This is a genomic window from Collinsella acetigenes (genome assembly GCF_012844445.1).
Classification (GTDB): domain Bacteria; phylum Actinomycetota; class Coriobacteriia; order Coriobacteriales; family Coriobacteriaceae; genus Collinsella; species Collinsella acetigenes.
The window spans coordinates 274,354-299,640 of sequence record NZ_JABBCP010000001.1 but is presented as its reverse complement, the minus strand read 5'-3'; the positions used below and the strand labels follow the sequence as shown (position 1 = coordinate 299,640).

The window sequence follows — 25,287 nt, the reverse complement described above, 5'->3', positions numbered from 1 at the left end:
CGGGAAAATCAAAGTATGTACGATGTCGGCCGTCTCAAAAGTACTCAAAAAGCCTTCTAACGCCCTGACCGCCTTCATGAACAGCGTTCATGAAGGCGGTCAGCCAGTAACCCGCCCCCCTGCCTCTATACACGACAAAAGTCAGCCTCCAATCGTACATATTTTGATTTTTCTGCCATCTCAAGCCGCATTAGCCGTCCGCCCGGGGATTAGGCGCCTTCATGAGCACACGCCAGGCTCGCTTGTGAGCACACTTGGTGTGTTTCGACATCACATGATGGGAGTGACGCATTGTCCTTGCCAAGGCGAAGGGACTTGCAGCCTGTGGCCTCTTTTCTCTAAACCCGGCACGGCGGACAAAAACCCTCTCAGTCAACACTTTTGCCAAATTGATAGCACAGGTCGGGCACGGTGCCGCGTAAAAATCCACGCGTTTGGATCAGGCAGGTACTAGAGGCACCGTCACGGGAATACGAGCCTCGCTCTAAAGGCTGGAAGCCGCGAGGGACGCCGACGTGGGCGCACGCCCCGCGCCTCCGTCCCCACGCACAAAGAAACGACGGGCCGCATAAGGCGACTCGCCGTTTCAAGAGAGAGAAAGACTTTTGGACAAGTCTCAAGCCCCAAAGAGGGGGGCGAAGCGAGAGATTACTTCTCGGCAAGCGCCTTCTTGCCAGCGTTGATGACCTCGACAATCTTGTCGGTGTCATAGACGCAACCTTGCCAAGTGCCGCCGGAAACATCCTGCAGCGCAGCCCACAAACGGGTGTCGTCGGGCAGGTCCTCGTCCTCCATGACGCGCGGATCGGTCTCACGACCTGCGAGGACAGTGGCGCCTTCCTCATAGGAAATCGGATTCTCGGGATCGGTACCAATGAAGTTGATCGAGCCCTCGAGCGCGTTGGTGTCGACGATGATCTCGACGACGTCGCCGTCGCGCAGCTTGCCGATCGGGCCGCCGGCAAGAGCCTCGGGTCCAACGTGACCAAAGCATGCGCCGGTGGAGACGCCGGAGAAGCGTGCGTCGGTAATCAGCGCGATCTTGTAGCCCTCGGGCACCTTCTTGAGCGCGGAGGTGAGCTGGTAGGTCTCCTCCATGCCGGTACCCTTGGGGCCAACGCCTAGGACGATCATGATGTCGCCCGGAACGACCTCATGCTCTTTGATGGCCTTCATAGCGGCCTTCTCGGACGGGTACACCTTGCAGGGAGCGGTGTGACGATAGAAACCGTCCTCAGAGATGGCACGCGGGTCGATAGCGGTCGACTTGACCACGGAGCCCTCGGGGGCAATGTTGCCCTTGGGGAAGGTAACCGTGGAGGTCATGCCGGCAGCCTTGGCAGCCTCGGGGGTCTTGATGATCTCGTCGGCATCGACACCCGTGGTCTCCTTGAGGTGCTGACGGACGAGCTGGCGGCGCTCGCTATTCTCCCACCAATCGAGGTTCTCACCGAGGGTCTGTCCGGTAGCGGTCATAACGGACTCGTCGAGCAGGCCGGGGAAGTGCTTGCGGAGCAGCAACATGACCTCGGGCACGCCGCCTGCCATGAACGCCATGGAGGTCGGATAGTGCACGGGTCCGATGGGCATGACGGAGACGAGACGCGGAACGGCTTTGTTGACCTCGGCCCAGTCGTCGACGGTCGGACGCTTGACGCCGGCCTCGAAGGCGATAGCCGGGATGTGAAGCAGCAGGTTGGTGGAACCACCGAATGCTGCGTGAATGATCATCGAGTTGCGCACCGATGCCTCGGTGATGATGTCCTTAGCGGTGATGCCTTTGTCCATCTGAGTAACGAGTGCGCGAGCGGAAGCGCGAGCGATGTCCTCCCAGATCTTGGTGCCCGAGGGAGCGAGCGCGGAGTGGGTGATGGCAAGGCCCAGGCCCTCAGAGACAACCTGAGAGGTGCCAGCGGTGCCGAGGAACTGGCAGCCGCCACCGGCGGATGCGCAAGCACGGCAGCCTTGACGGCGAGCATACTCAAGCGAGATCTCGTCATAGGCAAAACGGGCGCCGATGGTCTGGATGGTGCCAGCGTCCTCGCCCGGGTCGTCCTTGCCGTGGCAGGTCGGCATCAGCGTGGAGCCGCCAGGGCACAGGCAGACGGGGTAATCATGCTGAGAAGCGAGCGCCATCATGGTTGCAGGCAGGCCCTTGTCGCAGCTCGCGACGCCGAGAATGCCCTTGCGGGTCGGAAGCGAGCGGATAAGGCGACGGAACACGACAGCCGCGTCGTTACGATACGGCAGCGAGTCAAACATGCCGATGGTGCCCTGAGTGCGGCCATCACAGGGGTCGGAGACAAACGTGGCATAGGGCAGCTTGTTGTTCTCGCGGAAAACCTCAGCTGCAGCCTCAAGCTGAACTCCCAGCTCATAGCCACCGGTGTGAAGAGCAAGCGCCTTGGGGCTGCCATCGGTGGAGCGAATGCCGGCGAGCGTGGAGATCATCATGACGCCGTCGTTGGCAAGCTCGCTGGGCTCCCAGCCCATGCCGGCGTTCAGCGTCATGCCGAACATATCGCCGGAGGGGCGCTCGCGCAGAATCTCCTCAGTCAGGGGCAGTTCACCCTTGGCACCCTCAGCATGCGTAGGAGAATCGTAGATTCCCTCAAGCTGATCGGAATAAATGGAATCGAGCGTAGACATATTGCTTCCCTTCTTTTCCGGGCCCGTCCAAGGCCCAGGATTTCCCTCAAAATCAAACGGATGCGAAGCGCTTACAAAAGATCTTGACTCTCGATGATCTGGCGCGCGTTATCGAGGATAGCCTCGACCTGCGCTTTTTGGTCATCGGTGAGTTCAAGGACCGTTGAACGGCAGATGGGCTTGACGGGCAGGCCGCGAACGGACATGGCGTATTTGACCGCAGGGACAAACAGAGGCGCGACGGTATAGACGTCGGCAAGCTTGTCGATCACGTGCTGGATCTTCTCCACGAGCTCCCAGTCAGCAGAGCCCAGAGCTTCGGCCCAAGCATGGGTCAGTTCGGGGTAGATGTTGGCGAGTGCCGCGATGCAGCCGTTGCCGCCGGCAAGGCCGTTGTGGGCGAAGTTCTCGTCAAAGCCGGAGTATACGATGAACTCAGGCGCGACGTCTGCCAGGGTCTCGATGATGGCGCGGGTGTGACCCATGTCGGTGACCGTGTCCTTGATGCCCACAACATTGGGGCAGCGGGTCACGATCTGGCGCACAGCGTCGGCGTCAATGTCGTTGCCGGTGCGAACCGGGAAGTTGTAGAGCATGACGTCGCCCTCGATCTGGCTGGCAACAGCGCAGAAGTACTCGACGATGCCCTGGTGCCCCAGGCCAAAGTAGAACGGGGTGATGACCATCACAGCATCGGCGCCAAGCTCGAGGGCGCGGTTCGAGAGCGCCACGGTTTCGTCAACCGCGTTAGTGCCTGTGCCCACGATGAGCTTAACCTTGCCTCGGGTTGCGGCAACCGCCGCCTCGATGAGCTGAGTGCGCTCGGCAGCAGAGAGGGTGAAGAACTCGCCGTTGCTGCCGTGAAGCAGGATGCCGTCAACGCCGCGCTCAATGAGCCCATTCCAAACCTGGATGTTGGCCTCGAGATCAACCTGGCCCTGTTCGTCAAAGACCGTGACGACCGGGACGATGAATTCTGGTTTACGCATAGGTACTACTTTCCAAACAATACGGTGTCATTAGACGAATAGGCTGAGAATGCACACGCCGATAAGACCGATCACGGAGATGAGCGTGCAGCTGAACGACCAAGTCTTAAAAGTCTGACCCATCGTAAGCCCGAAATACTCCTTAACCATCCAGAAGCCACCATCGTTGACATGGGAGAAGAACATGGAGCCAGCGCCGATTGCGAGGACGATTAGACTGAGCTCAGCGGTGGTGCAAGAGGAAGCAAGCGGGGCGATGATACCAGCAGCGGTGATGGTTGCAACCGTCGCAGAACCAGTTGCCAGGCGAATGAACACGGCGATCAGCCAAGCGGAGACGAAGATGGGCACAGCGAGCTCGACGAGATAGCTGCCAAGGACGTCGGCGATGCCGGAGTCAACGAGGGTCTGCTTGAAGCCGCCGCCAGCGCCAACGATCATGAGGATGCCGGCGATGGAGGAGAAGGAACCACCGAGCAGGCCGTTGACCTCTTTGAAGGAACGACCGCCCTTGAGGCCGAGCGCAAACACGCCGTAGATAACAGCGGTAAGCAGAGCCACGACCGAGCTGCCAAAGAACGAAACGAGCGTGGTGACATAGGGGATATCAAGACCGGTAAGCTCGAACACGGCGTTCAGGAGCATGAGGATAACGGGGAGCAGCACAATCATGAGCGAAGCGAGGAAGGAGGGACGGTCCTCGACAGCGATTGAAGTGTCGCTCGAAGCATAGGCCTCGTTTGCCTTGACGGGCACAGCCTTGGCCATCCACTTAGCAACCAACGGACCGGAGATGATCGTGGTGGGAATGGCAATGAGCAAGCCGAGAGCAAGTGTGATGCCCAGGTTAGCATTGAGGTAGGAGATAGCGGTCAGCGGGCCGGGGTGCGGCGGAACAAAACCGTGCAGGCAGCCGAGCGCAGCGATAGCGGGAATACCCAAAGCGATAGCAGGCATATTCTGACGCTTGGCGAGGCTCATGACCACCGGGATCATAAGAACCAGACCGACCTCAAAGAACAGCGAGATGCCCATGATGAAGGCGACAGCTGCGATAGCCCAGGGGAGCGCCTTCTTGGAGGAATGGGCAACGATCGTGTCGACGATCTGATCGGACGCGCCGGTCTTGGTAAGCAAGACGCCAATCATCGATCCCAAGGTGATAAGAACGCCCACGTTACCAACCGTGCTGCCCAAGCCGGTCGTGAACGAGGTAAACGAGTCGGTCAGCGGAACGCCGGCGAGAATCGCCATGACGAACGAACCGAGCATGAGGGCCAAGAACGCGTGGACCTTGGCAAACACGATGAGGCACACAATCACAGCGATGCCAATAAGCGCCGCAATGATGAGGCCAGCTGAGGATCCGAACATATCCATCCTTCCTTCGCTAGTTCGATATATCGAACTGTGTTCGGTGCAATTCAAACTCTACATTTTTTCGCTCGCATGGCGATGGTGCTTCTAGATGAACGGTAATTTTTTGGCTGCAAATGGCAAACTCAGTTTGTATATTCGAACTGATGCGGTTTGAGTTAGTATTGGCCAGTAAAGCCCCCGACACTCTGGGCAGGGACGGTTCCGCTGCACTCTAAAGAGGAAACATTCATGACAACCGACGAATCTACCAAGCTCCATCGCACGACTTATCGCGTGCTCACTCTGCTCAGCATTCTCTCCCAACATGAAGATGGCCTCACGTTTACCGAGCTCCAGCGCCTGGTCGACATTCCTAAAGGAACACTATCCCCCATGCTTCACACCATGGAGCACATGCGCTTTGTTTCATGCAACGCCATAACTGGCCGCTACAGCATCGGCGTCAACACCTACCTCGCAGGCAAGGTGTATGGGCGCTCAGACGTTGAGCTTCAGTTTATCACCGAGGAGATGCATCGCATCGTCGACGCCTGTAGCGAGACCTGTCAGCTCGGCATTCTCGAGGGCTCAAACGTCGCCTATGTTGCCAAGGTCGAATCCCCCGCTCCCATCCGTCTGATTTCGGATGTCGGCAAGGTCTTTCCGGCCTATTGCACGGCGATTGGCAAGGCAATCCTTTCCGAATCGGACCGTGATGAGGTCCAAAAGCTACTGCCCGAGACATTCCCCGCCTACACCGCGCATACCCTCAAAAACATCGATGAGTTTTGGAACCAGCTGGTCGAGGTGCGCCGCACTGGCTTTGCCACCGACTTTGAAGAGATTACCGACGGCGTGACCTGCATCGCCGTGCCCATCCACATCAACGGGACCGTGGCATACGGCATGAGCGTCACCACACCCTCCTACCGCCTCGACGGCGAAAAGCGTGCGCTCATTGAATCGCTTCTCAGCGACGCGCGTAGACGAATCGAAAGCGTCCACGCCTAACCCGCGGCGCACGGCACCCCGCCGTGTATTTCCGCTCGGAGAATGACCGGGGCACTCGACCGCACGCCAGCTCGTCTGTGGGTACACTTGGTGTGTTATGACATCACACGACGGGAGTGAACATGGGAAAAAAGAAAAATCAAACCAAAAAGGCTGCCGCCTCCGTGCGCAAACTTGAGCGCAAGCTTTGGTGCCGCAGCTACCTGATGAAGATCGCTGAGTTCGATGGCGCTACCATCGCGCCCGAGAACGGCGCCGCTGCACGCACCGAGGCGATGGGCACGCTTGCAAGCGAATATCACAAGCTGCTCACCAAGAAATCCTCCGTAAAAAAGGTAAAAGACCTGCTCGATGCCGTAGAATCCAGCAACATCGCAGATGAGCAGCTTTGTGCCGAGGCGCGCGTCCTCGCGCGCGATCAACACGAGGCACTGGCCATCCCCGCCGAAGAGGCCGAGGCCTGGACCCGCCTGACCTGCGAGGCACAGGCCGTTTGGCACAAGGCAAAGGTCGCCAACGACTGGGCGAGCTTCGAGCCCTATATCGATCGCATCGTCGATTCCCTCAAGCACCAGGCAGAACTCATGAATCCCAAGGCCGATCCTTATGACGTCTGGCTCGACCAACACGAACGCGGCCTTTCCACCACATCCTTCGATGCCTTCTGTGCCCAGGTCAAAGACACCGTGGTTCCGCTCGTGCACGAGATTGGCGAGCGCGGCCAGCAGCCGGATGCCCCCTTTGCACATGCGCACGTGCCCGTCGAGGTACAAAAGGCCCTCTCCCTCGACCTGATGAAGCTCGTGGGCCTCGATCTTGCCGACACCACACTCGCCGTGACCGAGCATCCCTTCTCCGAAGGCTTTGCCACCGGAGACGCGCGCATCGCCACGCACTTCTATGAGGACGATGCCCTCTCCAACGTGTTCTCCATCGTCCATGAGGCCGGGCACACCATCTACGAGCTGGGCGTCAACCCCGCCTACGCTTTCACGAGCCTCGAGGGTGGCACCTCGATGGGCATCCACGAGAGCCAGAGCCGTTTCTTTGAGAACACCGTGGCGCGCAGCCGCGCCTTCATGGGTCCGCTGCTGCAGGTCTTGCGCAAGCACGTTCCCGAGGTCTACGGCCAGGTGAGCGAAGACGAGCTCTATCGTGCCGTCAACATCGCGCGCCCCTCGCTCATTCGCACCGAGGCCGACGAGCTCACCTACCCCCTCCACATCATGGTGCGCTATGAGATCGAGCGCCTGCTCTTTGCCGGCGAGGCAACGGCCCGCGATATCCCCGCCTTGTGGAGCCGTTTTATGGACGAGTACCTGGGCGTCGATGTTCCCGATGACGCTCACGGCTGTCTGCAAGACGTCCACTGGTCGGGCGGCTCGTTTGGCTACTTCCCCACCTACGCCCTGGGCAGCGCCTACGACGCGCAGTACGTGCCCGCCATGAAAGCCGATGGCGTGGACATCGACGCCGCCTGCGCCGCAGGCGACCTTACGCCCGTCCGCGCTTGGCTGGGCAACAAGATCTGGCAATGGGGCCGCGCCAAGGACGCACCGGAACTTATCCAAAACGCGTGCGGTGCCCCCTTCGACGCCCACTTCTACTGCGATTATCTGAACGAGAAGTTCCGCTCGCTGTATAACTTGTAGGCTGCTCAGACAAAGACGCCCCTCGTCCTTACCCGTCCATACGCGCCCATCGCACGGCAAGCCCGACATCGGGCGGCCGCCGCGATGGGCGCCCCTTTGCATAGCGCTAACCCGAAACGGGGACTCGTCATCTGCTATATCGGGTAAAATCGAGACTAATATCGGCCCGTTCTAAGGAACAGACATGATGATTTTTGCAGCCCTCGGCAGCATCCTTTGGATTCTTATCCTTCTCTTTGTTGTCTTTGCCCTCACCGGCAATATCTTCTTCGTAGTCAAGCAGCAGCACGCCGTGATCATCGAGCGCCTGGGCAAGTTCAACAAGATTGTGGGCGCGGGCTTCCACGCCAAGATTCCCTTCGTGGACCGCAAGGCAGCCACGGTAAGCCTGCGCACCATGAAAAACGGCTTTGACATCGACGTGAAGACCGAGGACAACGTAACCATCGGCCTCGAGGTCTCCGCGCAGTACCACGTGAGCTACGAGCTTGGCGCCACGCCCGAGCAGTCCGGCGTCTACAAGAGCTACTACATGTTGCAGCAGCCGGTTGCCCAAATGCGCGACTTCATCACCGACGCCCTGCGCTCTTCCATTCCCGTCTACACCCTCGACGAGGTCTTTGCCAAGAAGGACGACATCGCAAAAGACGTAAACGCCACCGTATCCGAGCAGATGGACGCCTACGGCTTCACCCTTGTCTCGACGCTTATCACCAAGATCGCCCTTCCGCATGAGGTCGAAGACTCCATGAACCAGATTAACGCCGCGCAGCGCACCAAGGCGGCCGCGCAGGACCTGGCTGAGGCCGACCGCATCCGCCGCGTGACCGAAGCCAAGGCAGAAGCCGAGGCCATGGAGAAGGCCGGCGAGGGTATCGCCAACCAGCGCAAGGCAATCGCCTTGGGCATCAAGGATTCGCTCGAGACCATCCAGGAGACGGGCGTGGGCAACGACGAGGCAAATCAGCTATTCATGTTCACACAGTGGACCGAAATGATGAATGAGTTTGCCAAGAGCGGCAAGAGCGCGACCGTCGTGCTGCCAAGCGACTACAAGCAGGCATCGAGCATGTTTGAGCAGATGCTATGCGCCAGCGAGGCCACGCGCCAGGGAAGCGTTCCTCCGGTGGACCCGCAGCAGTAGCATCTGTCACCGCGCCATCACATACTCCTTTTTCACCCGCGTATGGACCCGTACCCTGCGCGGGTGTTTTTATGTATGCGAGTGCAGGGCCCTCGATACCCTCTGGCAAGCGCCGTCATCTTACAAAGCATCGCAAGCTTTCGCCCGCACAACGAAGGCTAAAAACGCGCCGTGAACCCTAGACCGTCAAAAACACCATGATGATGATCGCGGCAAAACCCGCGATGTCAGCGCCGGAGAAAGCCACGCCCAAAAGAATGGCGCTCGTCACCGCCGCAGAGACAGGCTCCACCGTGGCGATCATGCTCGCACGCATGCCGCCCAAATCCTTGACGCCCTGCATATAAAGCATGTAGGAAAGGAACGAACCGGCAACGATAAAGACCACCAGGGCCTCAATGCCTGCAATGTCAAGCGCGGGCACGTTGTTCCACGGCTGGATGAAAGCGCAGGTGATGATACCCGAGAGCATCATGGCAGAACCCGTAACCACCGGGGAGCCATATTCGGGCAACAGACTTGCGGGGATCATGACCGTCGCCGCCGCAAAGACCGCAGTCAGCAAACCGGCGATAAGACCTGCAGGCGAGATGGCAAGCGCCGAGATATCGCCGCCCGTGGCGATGAGAAAGGTGCCCAGCAAAGCCAGTATCAGGCCTGCAAGCTCGCGCTTACGCGGACCGCGCGTTTGGCGCACGCAGGTGATCACCATGATGATGATGAGCTCGAGGCACTGCAGCACCGTCGCCGTACCGGCATTGGTAAGACGAATGGCAATCAAGTAGAAGAGCTGATTAGCAAAAAGTCCAAATAGGGTGAAGAGCAGCTGAGTACGGATATGGGCCGGGTTGGTCCACAGTCGCACGAATCGATCGCGTGCGGTAAAGGCGATGAGCACCATGAAGAGCAAGCCGGCGAAGATCTGACGAACAGAGAGCAGCCAGAGCGTGTCCACGTGATAGACGTCGAACAACATGCTTGCCGAGGTACCCGAAAAACCCCAAAGACCTGCACCCGCAAGCGTAGCAAGCACGCCCACAAGGGTCTTGCGCGACTCGCGGCCATTCAAACGATTGCGCCATGCACGGCGCTGCTTGCGCGATTCCGCATCGGATCCCATCGATACCGTCTCCTGCTGTGTTTGCCCTGCCGGCACGCCCACGTGCATACCCCTTTGCATCTTCATCGCTTGTTCTTCGTGCAGCAAGAGGCCCAATCGACCTGCCGCACGTGTATAACCTTACCCCACCAAACGTCGTGACCGGGCGTTCGTCACGCGCCAAATTTCAACGTTTTCGCAGGTACTGCACCCAAATGGAGTATGCGCTCCCCAAATGCCGCAGGAATGCCCGTGACGCGCATCCCCACTTGGGGGTATAAAAGGGCACAGCACATCTTCACCACGACTCATGGAGGCACCATGCCCTCAACCGAATCAATAAGCGCTCGTGAACGCGCTGCCAAGGTCCTCGTCCCCGGCGCCACAGTGAGCGGCTTTACCGTCAAAAGCGCCGAAACCATCGACGAGCTGGACGCCGAGGCCTACGTCATCGATCACGCCGCATCCGGAGCACGCCTGCTTTTCCTTGCCTGCGAGGATGAGAACAAGGCGTTTGCCATCGGCTTCAAAACCCCACCGGCAAACGACACGGGCGTCTTCCACATCCTCGAGCACTCCGTACTGTGCGGATCGGCCAAGTTCCCCGTCAAAGAACCGTTTGTCGACCTCATCAAAAGCTCCATGCAAACGTTTCTTAACGCCATGACCTACCCCGACAAGACCATCTACCCGGTTGCGTCCACCAATGAGCAAGACCTGTACAACCTCATGGACGTCTACATGGACGCGGTGCTAAATCCCGCCATCTATACCAAAAAGGCCATCTTTGAGCAGGAGGGCTGGCACTACGAGCTCGACCGCGCCGAAGACGGCACGCCCCAGCGCCTTCGCTACAACGGCGTGGTGTTCAACGAGATGAAAGGCGCCCTCTCCGACCCCATGGACGTGCTGGACAACGCCGTGAACCGCGCGCTGTTCCCCAACACCGCCTACGCTTGCGAGTCAGGCGGCAATCCGCGCGCCATCCCCTCGCTCACCTATGAGCAGTTCTTGGATACCCACGCGCGCCACTACAACCTGGCAAACAGCTACATCACGCTCTACGGAAACCTCGACCCCGAGCGCGCCCTGGCCTTCCTCAACGAACGCTATCTTTGCGACGAGGCGCGCGCACATGACGCTGCCGCACGTGGCGCGCAGGGCATCGAAACCCCTGGTGCCCCCAACGAGCTTGCTCGCCAAGAGCCCACCGTCTGCGACTACACGAGCATCGATATGGTCACCACCCCGGATAACGCCCTCGTGGGATTGGGGTACGCGCTGGGCGACGCCCTCGACCGCAAACGCGTAATCGCAGCCGACATCTTGTTCGAAGCGTTGCTCGGCACCAACGAAGCGCCCATGAAAAAAGCCATCCTCGCGGCGAACCTGGGCGGCGATGTGACGAGCTACACCTCGGCTGCGTGCCTGCAGCCCTACGAGCTCATCATCTTGCAAAATGCCCAGCCCGAAGTTGCCCGCCACCTACGCGAGGTGATTGAGCAAAGCGCCCGCGAGCTGGTGGATGCCGGCATCCCCCGCGACCGCCTGGAAGCCGTAATCTGCGGCAACGAGTTCGACCTGCGTCAGCGCGACTACGGCACGGCCGATGGCGTGGTAATCGCCTGCGACGCCCTTTCCACCTGGCTCTACGACGACGCCGCCGCAACCCTTGCACTCAAGTATGGCCCCGTCTATGAGGAGCTTCGTCAGGAGCTTTCGGGCAACTACTTTGAGGACCTCCTGCGCGAGCTCGTTCTTGACACGAACCACAGCGCGCTCGTAGAACTCAAGCCCCAGGAGGCGTCCGACGGCGACGACCCCGAGGCTGCCGAGCTTGCAGCCACTCTCGAAAAGGCAAGCGACCAGCAGCTCGCCGCCATCGACGCCGATGTCGAGACCCTGCGCGCAGCCCAGGAGGCCGAAGACTCGCCCGAGGCCCGCGCCACCCTGCCGCGCCTGCACGTCTCGGACATCGGCCCTGCCCGCCCCGAGCCCGCACTCACCGTCGACGAGACCACGCCGCTCCCCTGCCTTAAGCACGCCATCCCCACACGCGGCCTCTCCTATGCGCTCGCATACTTTGACTTGAGCCATCTGACCTTTGACGAGCTGCCCTATGTGACGATCATGGCAAACCTTATGCGCAGGCTCCCAACTGCACGGCACACGGCCGATGAGCTCGATAGCCACATTGGCGCCAACCTGGGCTTTTTGAGCCTTTCCGCCGAGGTGGTGAGCGAAAGCTCCTGGGACAAAGTGCGCCCTGTACTCACTATTTCCGCCGGCGCCCTCTCCGAGAAAATCGAGGCACTCGCCCAGATTCCGCGCGAAGTCTGGAGCGAGACGCTGTTTGAGGACACTGACCGCATGCGCGATGTAATCACTCAGATGCGAATCGCCCAGGAGCAGCGCTTCTTGATGAACGGACATAGCGCCGCCGTTGCACGCTCCTACTCCTACACCTCGCCTGCCGGCGTGCTTTCCGAACAGCTTTCGGGCGTGGACTTCTACCGCTTCTTGCGCGAGCTTGTCGAGCACTTTGACGAGCGAGCCGAAGACCTGTGCAACAAGCTGCGCGACCTGCAAAAGCGCATCTTTGTGGCCGATGGCGCCATCGTGAGCTTCACGGGATCCGACGACGACTATCGCACCTATTGGAACGCGGCGGGCACGCTGGGACTGGGCGAGCGCATCGATGACAACATCAACCTGCAGATTCCTGCACCCGTCGTTAAAAACGAAGCCTTCATCATTCCAAGCGACGTGTGCTTTGCGGGCAAAGCCGTCGACCCGCGTCGTCTGGGCCTTGCCGTTGACGGCACCTGGGGCGTCGCCGCCGGCGCCCTCTCGTTCGACTATCTATGGAACGAGATCCGCGTAAAGGGCGGTGCCTACGGCTGTGGCTTCCGCTGTGCCGCCGACCGCCAGCTGGCGTTTTACACCTATCGCGATCCCGCCATCGACCCCTCGCTCGAACGCATCGGCCACGCTGGCGCGTGGTTGCGCTCATTTGACCCTGCGCCCGAAGTATTCGAGGGTTTCATCGTCTCATGTGTCTCGAGTCACGACGCGCCCACGAAGCCCTATGGCCTGGCGCGTCGCCAGGACAGCGAGTTCTTTGCCAAGCGCCCGGTAGACTGGCGCGAAACGCGCCGCCACGCCATGCTCTCGGCCACACCCAAGAAGGTCCGCGACCTTGCAGATGACATTGAGCGCGTCGCCGCCAACGCCCCTGCCTGCGTCTTTGGCGGACGTGAGATTATCGAGGCGAGCACGGCAGGCCTCACCCCTATTGACCTTTTGAAGTAACACGCAGCGGCGCGACGGAAACAAGAACTGTCGCGCCGCTCTCTTTTCGCAAGACAAAGACAGCTAAAGCCAACAACTTGTTTCGTGCATCGTTAACCCACCTACTGGGTATAGAACTAGGGTTACCGTGCAAACACCCTTATTTGCACTACCACTCAAATGAAAGGATACGAGGCGATGAGCAACCTCTCGAATTCCCTCAACGTTTCCCGCCGCGGTTTCTTGGCCGCCACCGGCGCCACCGCCGCAGCCATTGCTGGCCTGGGCCTTGCCGGTTGCAGCGATACCAACGCCCCTGCCGGCAGCACCGGCGCCGGCTCCGACACCAAGGTGCAGGCCGTAGCTATGGACACCAAGGCATATGACGAGCTGATCGCCTCTGGTGCCGTGGCGGACGCTTCCGCCATCGCCGGCAGTACCTGGGCCTCTGCCGTAGCAGAGGCCGGTACCCTGCGCGTGGGCGGCGTGCAGACCTCTCTGCTGTTTAGCCAGCTCAACGAGGAGGACAATGTCCTGCGCGGCTTTGACGCCGGCCTCTCCCAGCTGCTCGCCCGCTATATCGTTGGCGACGAGACCAAGATCGACAACACCCAGGTGACCTCGGACACCCGCGAGTCCGTGCTCCAAAACGACCAGGTCGACGTCGTCTTTGCCACCTACTCCATCACCGATGACCGCAAGAAGGTCATCTCCTTCGCAGGCCCGTACTACACCACCCAGCAGTCCATCCTCACCATGGCCGATAAAAAGGACATCAAGGGCGTGGACGACCTTGCCGGCAAGACCGTAGCCGTGCAGTCCGGCTCCACCGGCCCCCAGATCGTCGCCGATGTTGCCCCCGACGCCACACTCCAGGAGTTCAAGACCGACGAGGAGGCCCGCAAGGCCCTCGAGCAGGGCCGCGTTGACGCCTACGTGATCGACACCACGATGCAAATGGGCAGCATGGTGCGTAACCCCAACAAGTACCGTCTTGCCGGCGACCCGTTTGGCCCCGAGGACCAGTACGGCATCGGTTTGCCCAAGGATTCCGACGGCGTTCAGTTTGTCAACGACTTCCTCCAGAAGATCGAGGACGACGGCACGTGGGCCAACCTTTGGAAGATCTGCATTGGCGACCGCGCCGATATCGCAGACGCCCCCAACCCGCCCGCACTCGGAGCGTAAGAGTTCACACGTAATCCGTAGGACACATAGCACCGCTGCGCGCGCTCAACGCGCGCGGTTTTGCTAGACTGCAGAACACGGGTATGCATCGGGGCCTTCCATGTCACGCGTGGAAGGCCCCGTTATCGTTGAGGAGATAACGATGGGGCTCACCGAGCTTCTTTCCCTATATGGCCAAAACTACCTTCGGGCGCTTCTGACCACCTGGCTTATGACGATTGAATCGTTTGCGCTGGTGATGATCATCGCCGTAGGCATTACCGTCATGCGCGTCTCGCCCATGCGCCCTTTGCGCGTGGCGGGAGACCTCTACGTGCAGATCTTTCGTAACATCCCCGGCGTCGCGCTCCTGATTATCGTGGTATATGCGCTGCCCAGCTTGCGCGTAGTGCTCGACTATCGCGTATGCGTAGTGGTCACCACCGTGCTTCTGGGTTCTGCCTTTGGTTCCGAGAACTTCATGAGCGGCATCAACACCGTGAGCGCCGGCCAGATCGAAGCCGCACGCGCCCTTGGGCTCTCGTTTAGCAAGATCTTGCGCCGCATTGTGATTCCGCAGGCGCTGCGCTCATGCGTGCTGCCCATGACCAACCTGCTGATCGCCGTCATGCTCACCACCGCCCTTGGCAGCCAGGTACCGCTCAATCCCACCGAGCTCACCGGCGTGGTTTCCTATGTCAACACGCGCGTTACCGGCGGCATCCTCGCCTTCCTCATTTCGGCCATCGGGTATGCAGGAACGGCCCTGATAATTGGTGCCGTTGGCAACCGCATCGATAAGAAGGTGAGGATTTACCGATGAGTACATCCGCACCCGCATCGCGCTCCGTGCGCGATGCCCTCTACGAAGCTCCCGGTCCACGCACGCGTCGTCGCGTACGCATCGCCACGGCTATCTCGCTTATTTTGGTCGTCGCGGCTCTTGCCGCCATCGGACATCGCTTCTACATCACCGGTCAGTTCGCACCGCGCTACTGGACCTTCTTCGCCAAGGCAACGACCTGGAAATTCCTACTCCAAGGCTTTGCCGGCACGGTGCGCGTAGCACTCACCGCAGGGGCCATCGCCCTCGCATTGGGTCTCCTGCTCATGCTGGGGCGCATCTCGCACCTAAAGGCGCTCTCCGCCGCCTGTCGCGTGGTTACCGATTTCTTCCGTAGCCTGCCGAGCCTCCTGCTCATCTATTTCTTCTTCTTGATCGTGCCTCAGTACGGCATCAAGATGTCTTCCTTCTGGATGCTCACCTTGCCGGTGGCGCTTGCTGCCTCGGGCGTACTTGCCGAGGTCTTTCGCGCAGGCGTCAACGCCGTGCCAAAGGGCCAAATCGAGGCAGCGCTCTCTCTGGGCATGTCGCCGCTGCGCACCACGCTCAAAATCGTGTTGCCCCAGGCGATTCGCTTCGTCATCCCCTCCCTCATCTCGCAGCTCGTCGTGGTGGTCAAGGACACCACGGTGGCATACGTAGTGAGTTACCCCGACCTGATGCAGAATGCGCGCGTGCTCATCACCAACTACGATGCGCTTGTCTCGGTCTACTTCACCATCGCCATCATCTATATCCTCATCAACTACGCCATCAACCAGGCAAGTATCTACGTCTCGCACCGCCTGGGCGTAAAGATCATCCGCTAGCCGAACAAAGGTGGAACGCGATATGACAGACGCAACTACCCAGCAGCCCCTTATCGAGCTCAAGCATGTGGATAAGCACTTTGGCTCGCTCCACGTACTGCGCGATATCAATCTCTCGATCGCCCCCGGCGAGGTCGTCGTGGTCATTGGCCCGTCCGGCTCGGGCAAGTCGACCCTCTGCCGAGCCATCAATCGCCTGGAGACCATCGACTCGGGTGAGATTCTTATCGATGGCGAACCCCTGCCACAAGAAGGTCGCGAGCTTGCTGCCATGCGCGCTGAGCTGGGCATGGTGTTCCAGCAGTTCAACCTATTCTCGCATATGACCGTGCTAGAAAACGTGATGCTCGCCCCCACCGACGTACTGGGCCTCTCGCGCGAGGAGGCACGCACCCGCGCCATGGACTTGCTCGAGCGCGTGGGCGTGGCCGAACAGGCCGAAAAAGTACCCGCCCAGATCTCGGGCGGCCAGCAGCAGCGTGTAGCCATCGCACGCGCCCTTGCCATGCATCCGCGCGCCATGCTCTTTGACGAGCCTACCAGCGCGCTTGACCCCGAGATGATCAACGAGGTGCTCGAGGTGATGATTAGCCTAGCACGCCAGGGTATGACCATGGTGGTAGTTACGCACGAGATGAACTTCGCACGCCGCGTTGCCGACCGCGTGGTCTTTATGGCCGACGGCGCCATCGTAGAAGAAGGCGCGCCCGATGCATTCTTCGATCACCCGCAAACGCAACGCGCTCGCGATTTCCTCGACAGCATCAAAAATCATTAACCCTCCGGGCACAGCGCGACGTCAGGTGTCACTGCTGTGCCTGTACTGCACCCCAACGACACCGCGACAAATGAACCTGACGCATTGCCGCACCACGAAAGCCGTCTTATGCAAAATTCCCTCGAATGCAAACGTCCTCTCATCTTGGTCGCCCCGCGCTGGGAAGAAGGCCACGTCGTAGGATGCGAGACCCTCTCACCCAACGAAAGTATCGCCACCGTGTTCATGGATGCGATTCTGGCTGCAGGCGGGCTGCCGATGCTCATGTCGCTCACCGACGACGATGCGGTTATCAAACGATACGTGGAGATGGCTGACGGCTTTGCCATCCCCGGCGGTCCGGATGTGAATCCCAAGCGCTGGGGAGTTGCCGACCCATACGACCCGACGCTTTGCTGCGAGATTCGCGACTGCTTTGAGTTCCGCCTGGTACGCGAGGTACTCGCGCAGAAAAAGCCACTGTTCACCACCTGCCGCGGCATGCAGCTGCTCAACGTCGCAACCGGAGGAACCCTCTGCATGGATGTCCCCGGCATGAAGCCCTGCCAGGGTATGGCACAGTGGCGTCATGCGCATTCGCTCACCGAGCCCTGTCACCCGGTGGAGGTTGAGCCCGGCTCGCTTCTCTGCCGCGCGCTCGAAGGTCGTACGCTTATCCAAACTAACTCGGCGCACCATTGCTGCGTTGAGAAGGTAGGGTCTCACACCCATCTTGTCGCGCACGCGACCGACAGCATGCCCGAAGCTATCGAGGTCGAAGGCCAGCCGTTTTGCCTTGGCGTGCAGTGGCATCCCGAGTATACGTGGCATACCATCGAGAGCGATTTCAAGCTCTGGCAGGCATTTGTTGCCGCCGCTGCCGGCAAATCCATATAGCGCAACGTTTTGGGAGGGGCAATCGATGTCCACGTTTTTGAATGATAGCCCGCTTTTTGGCCCCGTACGCAGCCGGCGCTTGGGGCTCTCGCTTGGCGTCAACATGATGCCCGCCTCGGGAAAGATCTGCACGTTCGATTGCATCTACTGCGAAAACGGATTCAATGCCGACCGTCCCTGCCATGAGGAGTACAACGACGCCGCAACTGTTCTCACCGCGCTCGAAGCGCGCCTTCGCGAGATGGCTGCCGCAGGCGAGCTACCCGATGTAATCACCTTTGCCGGCAACGGCGAGCCCACGGCGGCGCCGGAGTTTCCTCAAGCAGTTGCAGGGGCTGTGCGCTTGCGCGATGAACTTGCGCCAGCGGCCAAGATCGCTGTGCTCTCCAATGGCACGCGCGCCGACCGTCCTGCGGTGCACGACGCCCTCATGCTCGTAGACGACAACATCCTTAAGCTTGACACTGTCGACGCTACCTATATCCAGCTTATCGACCAGCCTGTCGCCGCATACGACGTTGAGCATCAGATTGAGACCTTCGCCAGCTTTAAAGGGCACGCAATTATCCAAACCATGTTCCTCACAGGCACCTGGCAAGGCCACGATATGGACAACACCGGCGACGCCTACGTGGATCCGTGGCTCGACGCCTTGAGCCGCATTCGCCCGCAGGCGGTCACCATCTACACCATCGCGCGTGAAACCCCTGCAAAAGGTCTTTGCAAGGCTCCCGCCGAAACCCTCGATGCCATCGCCACGCGCGTTCGCGAGCTCGGCATCGGCTGCCAGGTAAGCTATTAACCCTGTACCGACTGCCCGCAGCCCGCGTTTTCTCCCTGCGAGAACGCGGGCTGTCCTTCCTCCTCGCCCATTTGATCGACGATAGTGGCATACTATCGGTGACTGAAAGGAAGTTACCCATGTATGACAATGGACCCACACCCGGCCGCAACGATGCCTGCTGGTGCGGCAGCGGAAAGAAATACAAGAAATGCCATGAGGCCTTTGACGAGAAGCTTCAGCGCTTCTGGGATAAGGGCCTCGACGTGTTGCCGCGCAGCCTTTACAAGAGCCCCGAGGATATCGAGGGCATCAAGCGCTCGGCTGCCATCAACATCGGAGCCCTCGACTATGTGGGCGAGCACATCCACGCCGGCGTGACCACCGAAGAGATCGACCAATGGATCTACGAGTACACCACGCAGCATGGCGGCATTCCCGCCGACCTCAACTACGAGGGCTACCCCAAGAGCGTGTGCACCTCCATCAATGATGTGGTATGCCATGGCATCCCCTGCAAAGAGGACGTACTACGCGAGGGCGACATCGTGAACGTGGACTGCTCCACGATTCTCGACGGCTACTATTCCGACTCGAGTCGCATGTTCTGCATTGGCGAGGTAAGCGAGGAACGCAAGAAGCTCGTCGAGGTCACGCGCGAGAGCGTGCAGCGCGGCCTTGCCGCCGTCAAGCCATGGGGAACCTTGTGCGACATGGCAGCCGCCGTGCAGGAGTGCGTGGAGGAAAACGGCTTTAGCGTGGTGCGCGAGTTTGGCGGCCACGGCATCGGCCTCGACTTCCACGAAGATCCATTTGTGGGCTTTACCGTCGAGTCGCCCGATGTGGACACGCTACTCGTCCCCGGCATGTGCTTCACCATCGAACCCATGGTCAACGCCGGGGCACCCGATATCTTTATCGACGAGAAAAACGGCTGGATCGTCCACACCAAAGACGGCTCAGATTCTGCCCAGTGGGAAGTACAGCTTGTCGTCACCGAAGATGGCTACGAACTGCTGAGCTGGTAGCCAATCCGATCACGGCGCTGCCGCCGCATTGGCATCCGTATCTGAAACCGCAACATGTGTCACATTAAACCTGTCGACTTTTTGACACATCGACCTTTTGGAAGGACCTCCATGAACGTACTTTGCCTGCTGCCCGTCAACGAGACCCAAAGCGAGCGCTTGTGCGCAGCAGTACCTGCCGACACCGTTACGTTTGTGGACCGCGACGTCGTGTCCGACGAGCAGATCGCCGCAGCAGACGTCATCATCGGCAACCTGGCGCCCGCGCGCCTTAATGCCGCGCAGAACTTGCGTCTTTTCCAGCTCAACTCCGCAGGCTACGACAAGTATGCCGCACCGGGCATCGTGCCCGAGGGCGCCATCATGGCATGCGCCACAGGTGCCTATGGGCAGTCCGTTTCGGAGCACATGTTTGCCATGGTCCTCGCTATGATGAAGCGCCTGCCCGCCTATCGCGATTGCCAGCGCGAGCACGATTGGCGCGACCTAGGGCCGGTCACTACGTTTGTTGATGCGCAGGTGCTCGTCCTGGGAGCGGGCGACATTGGGACGCATTTCGCCACGCTCGCCTCTGCCATGGGCGCGCACGTGACGGGCATGCGCCGCAGTGCCGTCGAACCACGAGCCCCCTACGAGCGCATGGCGACGATGGATGCCCTGTATGATGAGCTGGGACGCGCGGATATCGTGTTCTCCATCCTGCCCAGCTGCGATGCCACGCGCGGTCTTGCCAACGAGAAGTTCTTTGCTGCCTGCCAACCCGGTGCACTTTTTGCCAACGGAGGCCGCGGAGACCTTGTGGTTGCCTCCGATCTGATCGCCGCACTTGAGTCTGGGCACATCGCTGGCGCTGCGCTCGATGTCACCTCGCCCGAGCCTCTTCCCGCCAATGATGCCCTGTGGGATGCGCCCAACTGTTTTATCACCCCGCATGTCTCCGGCTGGTACCACTTGCCGATCACGCTCGAAAACATCCTCGACATCGCCATCGAGAACCTGCATCACCTTGCTGCCGGCGAACCCATCCGCAACGCCGTCACGCTGTAGGGAAAGCTCAAAGCACGCACCCATATCCTCGCAAAAAGAGAGGGCGCCGCGTCATGTTGTACGCGGCGCCCTCTTGGCGTATTAGAGTTCCAGGTCGTCCGTGCCCTACGCTACGGGAGCGGCCATGCAGACGGCAAAGGAGCCAGGGCCGCAGTGCGACGTAATCACGTTACGTGTGTCGTACCAGCGAATCTCCTTAAAGCCCAGCTCACGCACGCGCTCCTCGGCAGCCTCCTGAATCGCCAGAGGCAAACCGGAAGAGCGCACGAGAAAGACACGCTCGTGGTCGACAGGACCCTGGGCGTACATCATGTCGATGAGCTCGAGCGCAACATTTACCATCTTGCCGCGAAGCTTCTTGGTTGCAACCAAACGACCGTCGATAATCTCAATCACCGGCTTGATGCGCAGCAGCGTGGCACCCAAAAACGCGGCGTTGGAAAGACGGCCGCCTGCGCGCAGGTAACCCAGGTCGCCAGGAATGAAGGCCATGCGCGTGCGCCGCGCCAGGTCCTCGGCATATGCCTTGAGCTCAGCCAGGGTTACCTCGGGGTGCTCGCGCAGGTAGTGTGCCGCACCCGTCACAACAAAACCCTGGCCGATGGTCACGTGCGCCGTATCGAACATGTCAATGTAATCGCGGCCCTCGGCGGCAGTGCGCGCCGACTCATAGGAGCACGTGGTCACCGCAGAGTAGGCGATGTAGAGGATCTGCGCCTCGGGATGCTCTGCATGGATGCGGTCGAACACCTTCGCAAAGTCACCCGGAGTGCATCCGCTCGTCTTGGGCAAAACGCCCAGCTGACGGCATTCCTCAAGCATCTCTGCCGGGTCAAGGGCGCCGTCATCGATCGTACGGTCGCCAATAGAAACGTGCATGGGCACGAGTTCGATACCAAGCTCCGCAGCCTCAGCCGCAGAAACATCCGAGCCGGTTTCGGCCACGATAATGATTTCGCTCATGGGCGTATCCCTTCAATGATGCGTGGCACGCCGCACAAATTACAGGCAACGTGCCGACATCCAGTCAAGTGCGCATCATTGTAGGGCCCGGGCCCTGTATTGGCTATGCCTTATTACCCACTTTCGGTAGGCGTGAGGAATAATTCACGTAGCGGCCACGGATATCGTTATGCCAAAACGACGGAATCGGCCTCGGAAATCTGCAGGTCGGCATTGTAGAAAGCCGTAAGTGCCTGGATAGCGAGGGTAACGTCACGAACACCCGTGGTTTCAAAACTCGAATGCATGGCAAGCTGCGGCAAGCCCACATCCACGGCATGCATGCTCGCCTGGATGTTGGAAAGATTGCCCAGCGTGGAGCCGCCCGCCATGTCGCTTCGATTGGCAAACGCCTGATAGGGCACCTGGGCGTTCTCGAGCACCGCCACGAGCGCGGCGCGGCTAAAGGCATCCGTGCAGTAGTGCTGATTTGCAGCCTCCTTGATCACCAAGCCGGCGTTGAGCATGGGACGGGCGCCCTCATCGGCGCAATCGGGGCGGTTGGGGTGCAGCGCATGGGCGTTATCGCAGGACACGAGCATCGAGGCAGCAAGCGCTCGACGGTAATCCTCTTCGCCAAAGCCCAGACCCTCATTCACGCGTGCGAGCGTATCGCGCAAAAAGGTAGACATGGCACCTTGCTTGGTACCCGACCCAACTTCCTCGTTATCAAAACAAGCAAAGAGACTCACATCGTGCTCGTTGGTCTGCGCGAGCATGGCCTCGAGCGAAGTATAGGCACAGGCTAGGTCGTCGAGTTTAGGCGCCGAGACAAATTCGTTCGCCATGCCCCACACACAGGAGCGCTGACGATTCACCAAGAACAGGTCGCGAGCCAAAACGTCGGCAACGTCCACGCCCAACTCATCGGCGACCATCTGGTCGAGCGAGCCCGCAGGAAGCGCGCCGGCGGAGATGAGGGGGCACAAGTCGCGAGCGCGATTGGGAGCAAAGCCATTGTTGACGTCGCGGTTCATGTGAATAGCAAGGCTGGGAATAATGGCAACATCGCGATCGAGCGAGAACAGACGGCTCTCCACGCGCGCGCCCGTGCGCACAAGCACGCGACCCGCAAGCGACAGGGGGCGATCGAACCAGGTATAGTCAATCATGCCGCCATAGGCTTCTACATTAAGGCGCAGATAGCCTTGCGGTCCCTCGAGCTCGCCCACAGACTTAACCTTGAACGTAGGGGAATCGCCATGGGACGCAGTGAGTTGAAAATGATAGGGGGCGGCAGCGCAGGGCTTCTCGGCAGCTGCCTGTGCGACCCGTGCGCCCACGTGCCAGGCGATGACGCTCGAGTTGTTGCGACGCGTATAGTAGCTCCCGCCGCGTTCGATGGTCCATGCGGAGCCCTCGGGCAGGTAGACGTAGCCAGCCTGCTCCAAACGCTCAGACAGCGTCATTGCCGTATGGAACATGCTGGGACAGCTGTCGATAAATTCGATGAGCGACTCCGCTGCCGTCAAATCTTCTTTGGTGATGATATCGGATGCCATGTATGCCTCTTTCCATTTATCACATGGTCATGCGAGCGAACGTTTGCATAAGCCTAACGCGCACGGCATCTTTGTGCAAAAGCTATAATGGGCCAAACGAAAGGGGCAGATATGGCGCGAGGCATCGGCATCGATTTAGTTCGCATCGGCGACGTTGCCGACCATCTTGGCAACGCCGTATGTACATGCAACACGGCAGCGTCGCCCTGGTTGACGCATTTATTTACCTCTACAGAGCTTGAACTGGCCTTTGCCCGACAGCAGCCCGCAGAATTTCTTGCCGGCAGGCTTGCCGTCAAACACGCTGCGCGCAAAGCGGTCGGTCCACTTATCAATGGAGAATTCAACCTGCGCTGGGTCGAAACACTCCGAGCCACGTCCGGCGCCCCCTATGTCAATGTCGAGATACCCGCTCTGCGCAAGGCCCTTGATGAGGCTCACGTTGACGAACTGCTCGTTTCCATCAGCAACGATGGCGACTATGCAGCAGCAATCGTACTCGCACAGTAGTCGAAGTCGCGCGGTAGCCGGAGTCGCGTGGTAGTCGTGCTCGCGTGGTAGTCGTGTTCGCGTGGTAGTCGTGATCGCATGGTAACCGGTTTTCTTCATATTCGTAAGCAACCGACGGCGCAATGAATGGCGGTAAAACGTGCATTTTGAAACGAGTGGCGGCTATCGATGCAAAACGGGGCCGCTTCCCACCAATAAACGTCCGAGAAACCGCCACTCATCGAGAAACGTTCGAAAACCGCCATTCATCGTGGACGCACCGATACTACAGCCGAGCACCAGCGTCGTTGCAAAAGCGTTTCTCGACATCGAGCAGCCATTTTTTTCGATCAAGACCGCCGGCGTAACCCGTAAGGGCGCCATTAGCGCCCACCACACGATGACACGGAACGATAATCGAAACCGGGTTTCGACCCACAGCACCGCCCACCGCGCGAGGGCTCGTGGAACGTTCATCGCCCGCAGCGAGGCGTCGACGACAAATCTCATCGGCAACCCAGCTATACGTCACCGTGGAACCGCGCGGAACACCTTGCAGCACGCCCCATACCTCAAGCTGAAATGGTGTGCCTATCAGATGAAGCGGAGGCGTATACGCAGGTGCACGCCCGGCAAAAAAGGTGTCGAGCCAAGCCCAGGTGTAATCGAGCACGGCAGATGCCGAACCCAAGCCGTTCGGTACGCCCTCGCCATCGAGGGTCGCGCCATAGTGCGCCTGACCTTCAAACCAAAGGCCGGTAAGCCCACGCGCATCGGCAGCAAGGGTAATCATGCCGAGCGGCGATCGATACGACTTGGTAATCATGTGCTTCCCCTTTGCGCCGCTCTTTCCCTCGTCCTCATCCGCAGCCTAGTATAAAGGCAAAAGCAGCAGAGCCCGCTTCGGTGCCGTCTTCGCGCCGTGCGAAATCGTGCCGTGTGTCATTTACGCTTGGCGGAATCGAGGTGGGCACAAGCCCTGCGGACGGCGATAATGAAAGCATCCGATCAGATAGGGCACCTTCATGGCATATATCGAGTTTTCCAACGTCATCAAGGCTTACGGCACGGGTGAGGCCGAGATTCACGCACTCGACGGCGCAAGCTTTACCGTCGAGCGTGGCGAGCTTGCCATTATCTTGGGCGCTTCGGGCGCAGGCAAGACTACGGCACTCAACATCCTGGGCGGCATGGATACCGCGACATCGGGCTCCGTCACCGTTGACGGGCGCGACATCAGCCATGCAAACGAAGGAGAGCTTGTCTCGTACCGCCGCGCCGACGTCGGCTTCGTCTTCCAGTTCTACAACCTCGTTCCCAACCTCACCGCGCTGGAAAACGTCGAACTCGCGGCACAGATCTGCCCCGACTCGCTCGATCCTGCCGAGACACTTGCCAAAGTGGGCCTCGAAGCGCGCATGGATAACTTCCCGGCCCAGCTCTCCGGCGGTGAGCAGCAGCGCGTAGCCATCGCGCGCGCCCTCGCCAAGAATCCCAAGCTCCTGCTGTGCGACGAGCCCACGGGTGCCCTCGACTACCAAACCGGCAAGCAGATTTTGCAGCTGCTGCAGGACACTTGTCGTCGCGAGGGCATCACGGTCATCATCATCACGCACAACTCCGCGCTTGCCCCCATGGCCGATCGTCTCATCCGCTTTAAGAGCGGCAAAGTGACCGATGAGACTCTGCAGCCTAGCCCCACTCCCATCGAGCAAATCGAGTGGTAGACGGCACCAACAAGCCGAGTTGTGTGCATCGGAGCGCAAATCT

General features: G+C 59.9%; 21 protein-coding genes. 14 read left to right on the top strand and 7 right to left on the bottom strand.

All coding sequences use genetic code 11. The features are described 5' to 3' along the window. Positions 1-648 precede the first annotated feature (648 nt). From HF320_RS01305 to HF320_RS01295, 3 genes are all read right to left on the bottom strand, one after another. Positions 649-2,649 carry a YjhG/YagF family D-xylonate dehydratase gene (locus HF320_RS01305; RefSeq protein ID WP_169276726.1) on the bottom strand — a complete coding sequence of 667 codons (2,001 nt, stop codon included), beginning with the start codon at positions 2,647-2,649 and terminating at the stop codon, positions 649-651. 71 nt (positions 2,650-2,720) lie between these two features. Continuing rightward, positions 2,721-3,638: a dihydrodipicolinate synthase family protein gene (locus tag HF320_RS01300; protein WP_169276725.1), complete on the bottom strand. Its 918-nt coding sequence runs from the start codon at positions 3,636-3,638 to the stop codon at positions 2,721-2,723. Between the two features lie 30 nt (positions 3,639-3,668). Beyond that, complete coding sequence (locus HF320_RS01295; RefSeq protein ID WP_169276724.1) at positions 3,669-5,012, bottom strand: GntP family permease; 1,344 nt, start codon at positions 5,010-5,012, stop codon at positions 3,669-3,671. 234 nt (positions 5,013-5,246) lie between these two features. On the opposite strand from HF320_RS01295, the gene HF320_RS01290 reads away from it, so the two are divergent. The 3 genes from HF320_RS01290 (at position 5,247) to HF320_RS01280 (ending at position 8,804) form a co-directional block, all read left to right on the top strand. Then, complete coding sequence (locus HF320_RS01290) at positions 5,247-6,008, top strand: IclR family transcriptional regulator (RefSeq protein ID WP_169276723.1); 762 nt, start codon at positions 5,247-5,249, stop codon at positions 6,006-6,008. Between the two features lie 122 nt (positions 6,009-6,130). Continuing rightward, a complete protein-coding gene (locus HF320_RS01285; protein WP_169276722.1) occupies positions 6,131-7,660 on the top strand; it encodes a carboxypeptidase M32 in 1,530 nt (509 codons plus the stop codon). 184 nt (positions 7,661-7,844) lie between these two features. Beyond that, positions 7,845-8,804, top strand: coding sequence for an SPFH domain-containing protein (locus tag HF320_RS01280; RefSeq protein ID WP_171022783.1), 960 nt, complete (start codon positions 7,845-7,847; stop codon positions 8,802-8,804). A gap of 178 nt (positions 8,805-8,982) precedes the next feature. On the opposite strand, the gene HF320_RS01275 is transcribed toward HF320_RS01280, so the two are convergent. Next, positions 8,983-9,990 carry a DMT family transporter gene (locus HF320_RS01275; RefSeq protein WP_248276545.1) on the bottom strand — a complete coding sequence of 336 codons (1,008 nt, stop codon included), beginning with the start codon at positions 9,988-9,990 and terminating at the stop codon, positions 8,983-8,985. A gap of 234 nt (positions 9,991-10,224) precedes the next feature. Between HF320_RS01275 and HF320_RS01270 the strand changes: the two genes are divergently transcribed. The 9 genes from HF320_RS01270 to HF320_RS01230 all read left to right on the top strand — a co-directional run bounded on the left by HF320_RS01270 (position 10,225) and on the right by HF320_RS01230 (position 20,524). Further along, on the top strand, positions 10,225-13,215 hold the full coding sequence (locus HF320_RS01270; RefSeq protein WP_169276721.1) for an insulinase family protein: 2,991 nt from the start codon (positions 10,225-10,227) through the stop codon (positions 13,213-13,215). 177 nt (positions 13,216-13,392) lie between these two features. Then, on the top strand, positions 13,393-14,382 hold the full coding sequence (locus tag HF320_RS01265; RefSeq protein WP_169276720.1) for a glutamate ABC transporter substrate-binding protein: 990 nt from the start codon (positions 13,393-13,395) through the stop codon (positions 14,380-14,382). A 142-nt stretch (positions 14,383-14,524) separates the two neighbouring features. Next, entirely contained in the window at positions 14,525-15,184 is a 660-nt protein-coding gene (locus HF320_RS01260; RefSeq protein ID WP_169276992.1) for an ABC transporter permease subunit, read from the top strand. Beyond that, complete coding sequence (locus HF320_RS01255) at positions 15,181-16,014, top strand: amino acid ABC transporter permease (RefSeq protein ID WP_169276719.1); 834 nt, start codon at positions 15,181-15,183, stop codon at positions 16,012-16,014. Before HF320_RS01260 ends, HF320_RS01255 begins: the two co-directional genes overlap by 4 nt. A gap of 22 nt (positions 16,015-16,036) precedes the next feature. Beyond that, positions 16,037-16,792 (top strand): amino acid ABC transporter ATP-binding protein, encoded by a 756-nt coding sequence (locus tag HF320_RS01250; protein WP_169276718.1) that lies wholly within the window; start codon positions 16,037-16,039, stop codon positions 16,790-16,792. Between the two features lie 36 nt (positions 16,793-16,828). Further along, positions 16,829-17,668, top strand: a complete 840-nt coding sequence (locus HF320_RS01245) for a gamma-glutamyl-gamma-aminobutyrate hydrolase family protein (RefSeq protein WP_349290678.1) — start codon at positions 16,829-16,831, stop codon at positions 17,666-17,668. Between the two features lie 25 nt (positions 17,669-17,693). After that, positions 17,694-18,470 carry a radical SAM protein gene (locus tag HF320_RS01240; RefSeq protein WP_169276717.1) on the top strand — a complete coding sequence of 259 codons (777 nt, stop codon included), beginning with the start codon at positions 17,694-17,696 and terminating at the stop codon, positions 18,468-18,470. Between the two features lie 119 nt (positions 18,471-18,589). Continuing rightward, entirely contained in the window at positions 18,590-19,477 is an 888-nt protein-coding gene (locus HF320_RS01235) for a methionyl aminopeptidase (protein WP_075844599.1), read from the top strand. Between the two features lie 111 nt (positions 19,478-19,588). After that, positions 19,589-20,524, top strand: a complete 936-nt coding sequence (locus tag HF320_RS01230) for a D-2-hydroxyacid dehydrogenase (RefSeq protein ID WP_169276716.1) — start codon at positions 19,589-19,591, stop codon at positions 20,522-20,524. A 105-nt stretch (positions 20,525-20,629) separates the two neighbouring features. Here the strand turns inward: HF320_RS01230 and HF320_RS01225 are convergent, their stop codons facing one another. Together HF320_RS01225 and HF320_RS01220 are read right to left on the bottom strand one after the other, a co-directional pair. Then, positions 20,630-21,487, bottom strand: a complete 858-nt coding sequence (locus HF320_RS01225; RefSeq protein ID WP_169276715.1) for a DegV family protein — start codon at positions 21,485-21,487, stop codon at positions 20,630-20,632. A 167-nt stretch (positions 21,488-21,654) separates the two neighbouring features. Beyond that, the gene (locus HF320_RS01220; RefSeq protein WP_211158906.1) at positions 21,655-23,028 is read right to left on the bottom strand and encodes a M18 family aminopeptidase; all 1,374 of its coding nucleotides are present in this window, start codon (positions 23,026-23,028) and stop codon (positions 21,655-21,657) included. A 111-nt stretch (positions 23,029-23,139) separates the two neighbouring features. Between HF320_RS01220 and HF320_RS01215 the strand changes: the two genes are divergently transcribed. Beyond that, a complete protein-coding gene (locus HF320_RS01215) occupies positions 23,140-23,538 on the top strand; it encodes a holo-ACP synthase (protein ID WP_169276714.1) in 399 nt (132 codons plus the stop codon). Positions 23,539-23,803: 265 nt separating this feature from the next. Here HF320_RS01215 and HF320_RS01210 read toward each other — a convergent pair whose 3' ends face one another. Then, positions 23,804-24,343, bottom strand: coding sequence for a methylated-DNA--[protein]-cysteine S-methyltransferase (locus HF320_RS01210; RefSeq protein WP_138378079.1), 540 nt, complete (start codon positions 24,341-24,343; stop codon positions 23,804-23,806). 199 nt (positions 24,344-24,542) lie between these two features. On the opposite strand from HF320_RS01210, the gene HF320_RS01205 reads away from it, so the two are divergent. Beyond that, positions 24,543-25,244, top strand: a complete 702-nt coding sequence (locus tag HF320_RS01205; protein WP_169276713.1) for an ABC transporter ATP-binding protein — start codon at positions 24,543-24,545, stop codon at positions 25,242-25,244. Positions 25,245-25,287: the final 43 nt, after the last annotated feature.

Excerpts from the sequence above, each read along its gene's own strand:
- HF320_RS01270 (WP_169276721.1), top strand. The coding sequence starts at position 10,225 with ATGCCCTCAACCGAATCAATAAGCGCTCGTGAACGCGCTGCCAAGGTC.
- HF320_RS01260 (WP_169276992.1), top strand. The coding sequence starts at position 14,525 with ATGGGGCTCACCGAGCTTCTTTCCCTATATGGCCAAAACTACCTTCGG.
- HF320_RS01220 (WP_211158906.1), bottom strand. The coding sequence starts at position 23,028 with ATGGCATCCGATATCATCACCAAAGAAGATTTGACGGCAGCGGAGTCG.
- HF320_RS01290 (WP_169276723.1), top strand. The coding sequence starts at position 5,247 with ATGACAACCGACGAATCTACCAAGCTCCATCGCACGACTTATCGCGTG.
- HF320_RS01275 (WP_248276545.1), bottom strand. The coding sequence starts at position 9,990 with ATGAAGATGCAAAGGGGTATGCACGTGGGCGTGCCGGCAGGGCAAACA.
- HF320_RS01265 (WP_169276720.1), top strand. The coding sequence starts at position 13,393 with ATGAGCAACCTCTCGAATTCCCTCAACGTTTCCCGCCGCGGTTTCTTG.
- HF320_RS01215 (WP_169276714.1), top strand. The coding sequence starts at position 23,140 with ATGGCGCGAGGCATCGGCATCGATTTAGTTCGCATCGGCGACGTTGCC.
- HF320_RS01240 (WP_169276717.1), top strand. The coding sequence starts at position 17,694 with ATGTCCACGTTTTTGAATGATAGCCCGCTTTTTGGCCCCGTACGCAGC.
- HF320_RS01280 (WP_171022783.1), top strand. The coding sequence starts at position 7,845 with ATGATGATTTTTGCAGCCCTCGGCAGCATCCTTTGGATTCTTATCCTT.
- HF320_RS01210 (WP_138378079.1), bottom strand. The coding sequence starts at position 24,343 with ATGATTACCAAGTCGTATCGATCGCCGCTCGGCATGATTACCCTTGCT.
- HF320_RS01285 (WP_169276722.1), top strand. The coding sequence starts at position 6,131 with ATGGGAAAAAAGAAAAATCAAACCAAAAAGGCTGCCGCCTCCGTGCGC.
- HF320_RS01305 (WP_169276726.1), bottom strand. The coding sequence starts at position 2,649 with ATGTCTACGCTCGATTCCATTTATTCCGATCAGCTTGAGGGAATCTAC.
- HF320_RS01235 (WP_075844599.1), top strand. The coding sequence starts at position 18,590 with ATGTATGACAATGGACCCACACCCGGCCGCAACGATGCCTGCTGGTGC.
- HF320_RS01300 (WP_169276725.1), bottom strand. The coding sequence starts at position 3,638 with ATGCGTAAACCAGAATTCATCGTCCCGGTCGTCACGGTCTTTGACGAA.
- HF320_RS01205 (WP_169276713.1), top strand. The coding sequence starts at position 24,543 with ATGGCATATATCGAGTTTTCCAACGTCATCAAGGCTTACGGCACGGGT.
- HF320_RS01250 (WP_169276718.1), top strand. The coding sequence starts at position 16,037 with ATGACAGACGCAACTACCCAGCAGCCCCTTATCGAGCTCAAGCATGTG.
- HF320_RS01230 (WP_169276716.1), top strand. The coding sequence starts at position 19,589 with ATGAACGTACTTTGCCTGCTGCCCGTCAACGAGACCCAAAGCGAGCGC.
- HF320_RS01225 (WP_169276715.1), bottom strand. The coding sequence starts at position 21,487 with ATGAGCGAAATCATTATCGTGGCCGAAACCGGCTCGGATGTTTCTGCG.
- HF320_RS01295 (WP_169276724.1), bottom strand. The coding sequence starts at position 5,012 with ATGTTCGGATCCTCAGCTGGCCTCATCATTGCGGCGCTTATTGGCATC.
- HF320_RS01255 (WP_169276719.1), top strand. The coding sequence starts at position 15,181 with ATGAGTACATCCGCACCCGCATCGCGCTCCGTGCGCGATGCCCTCTAC.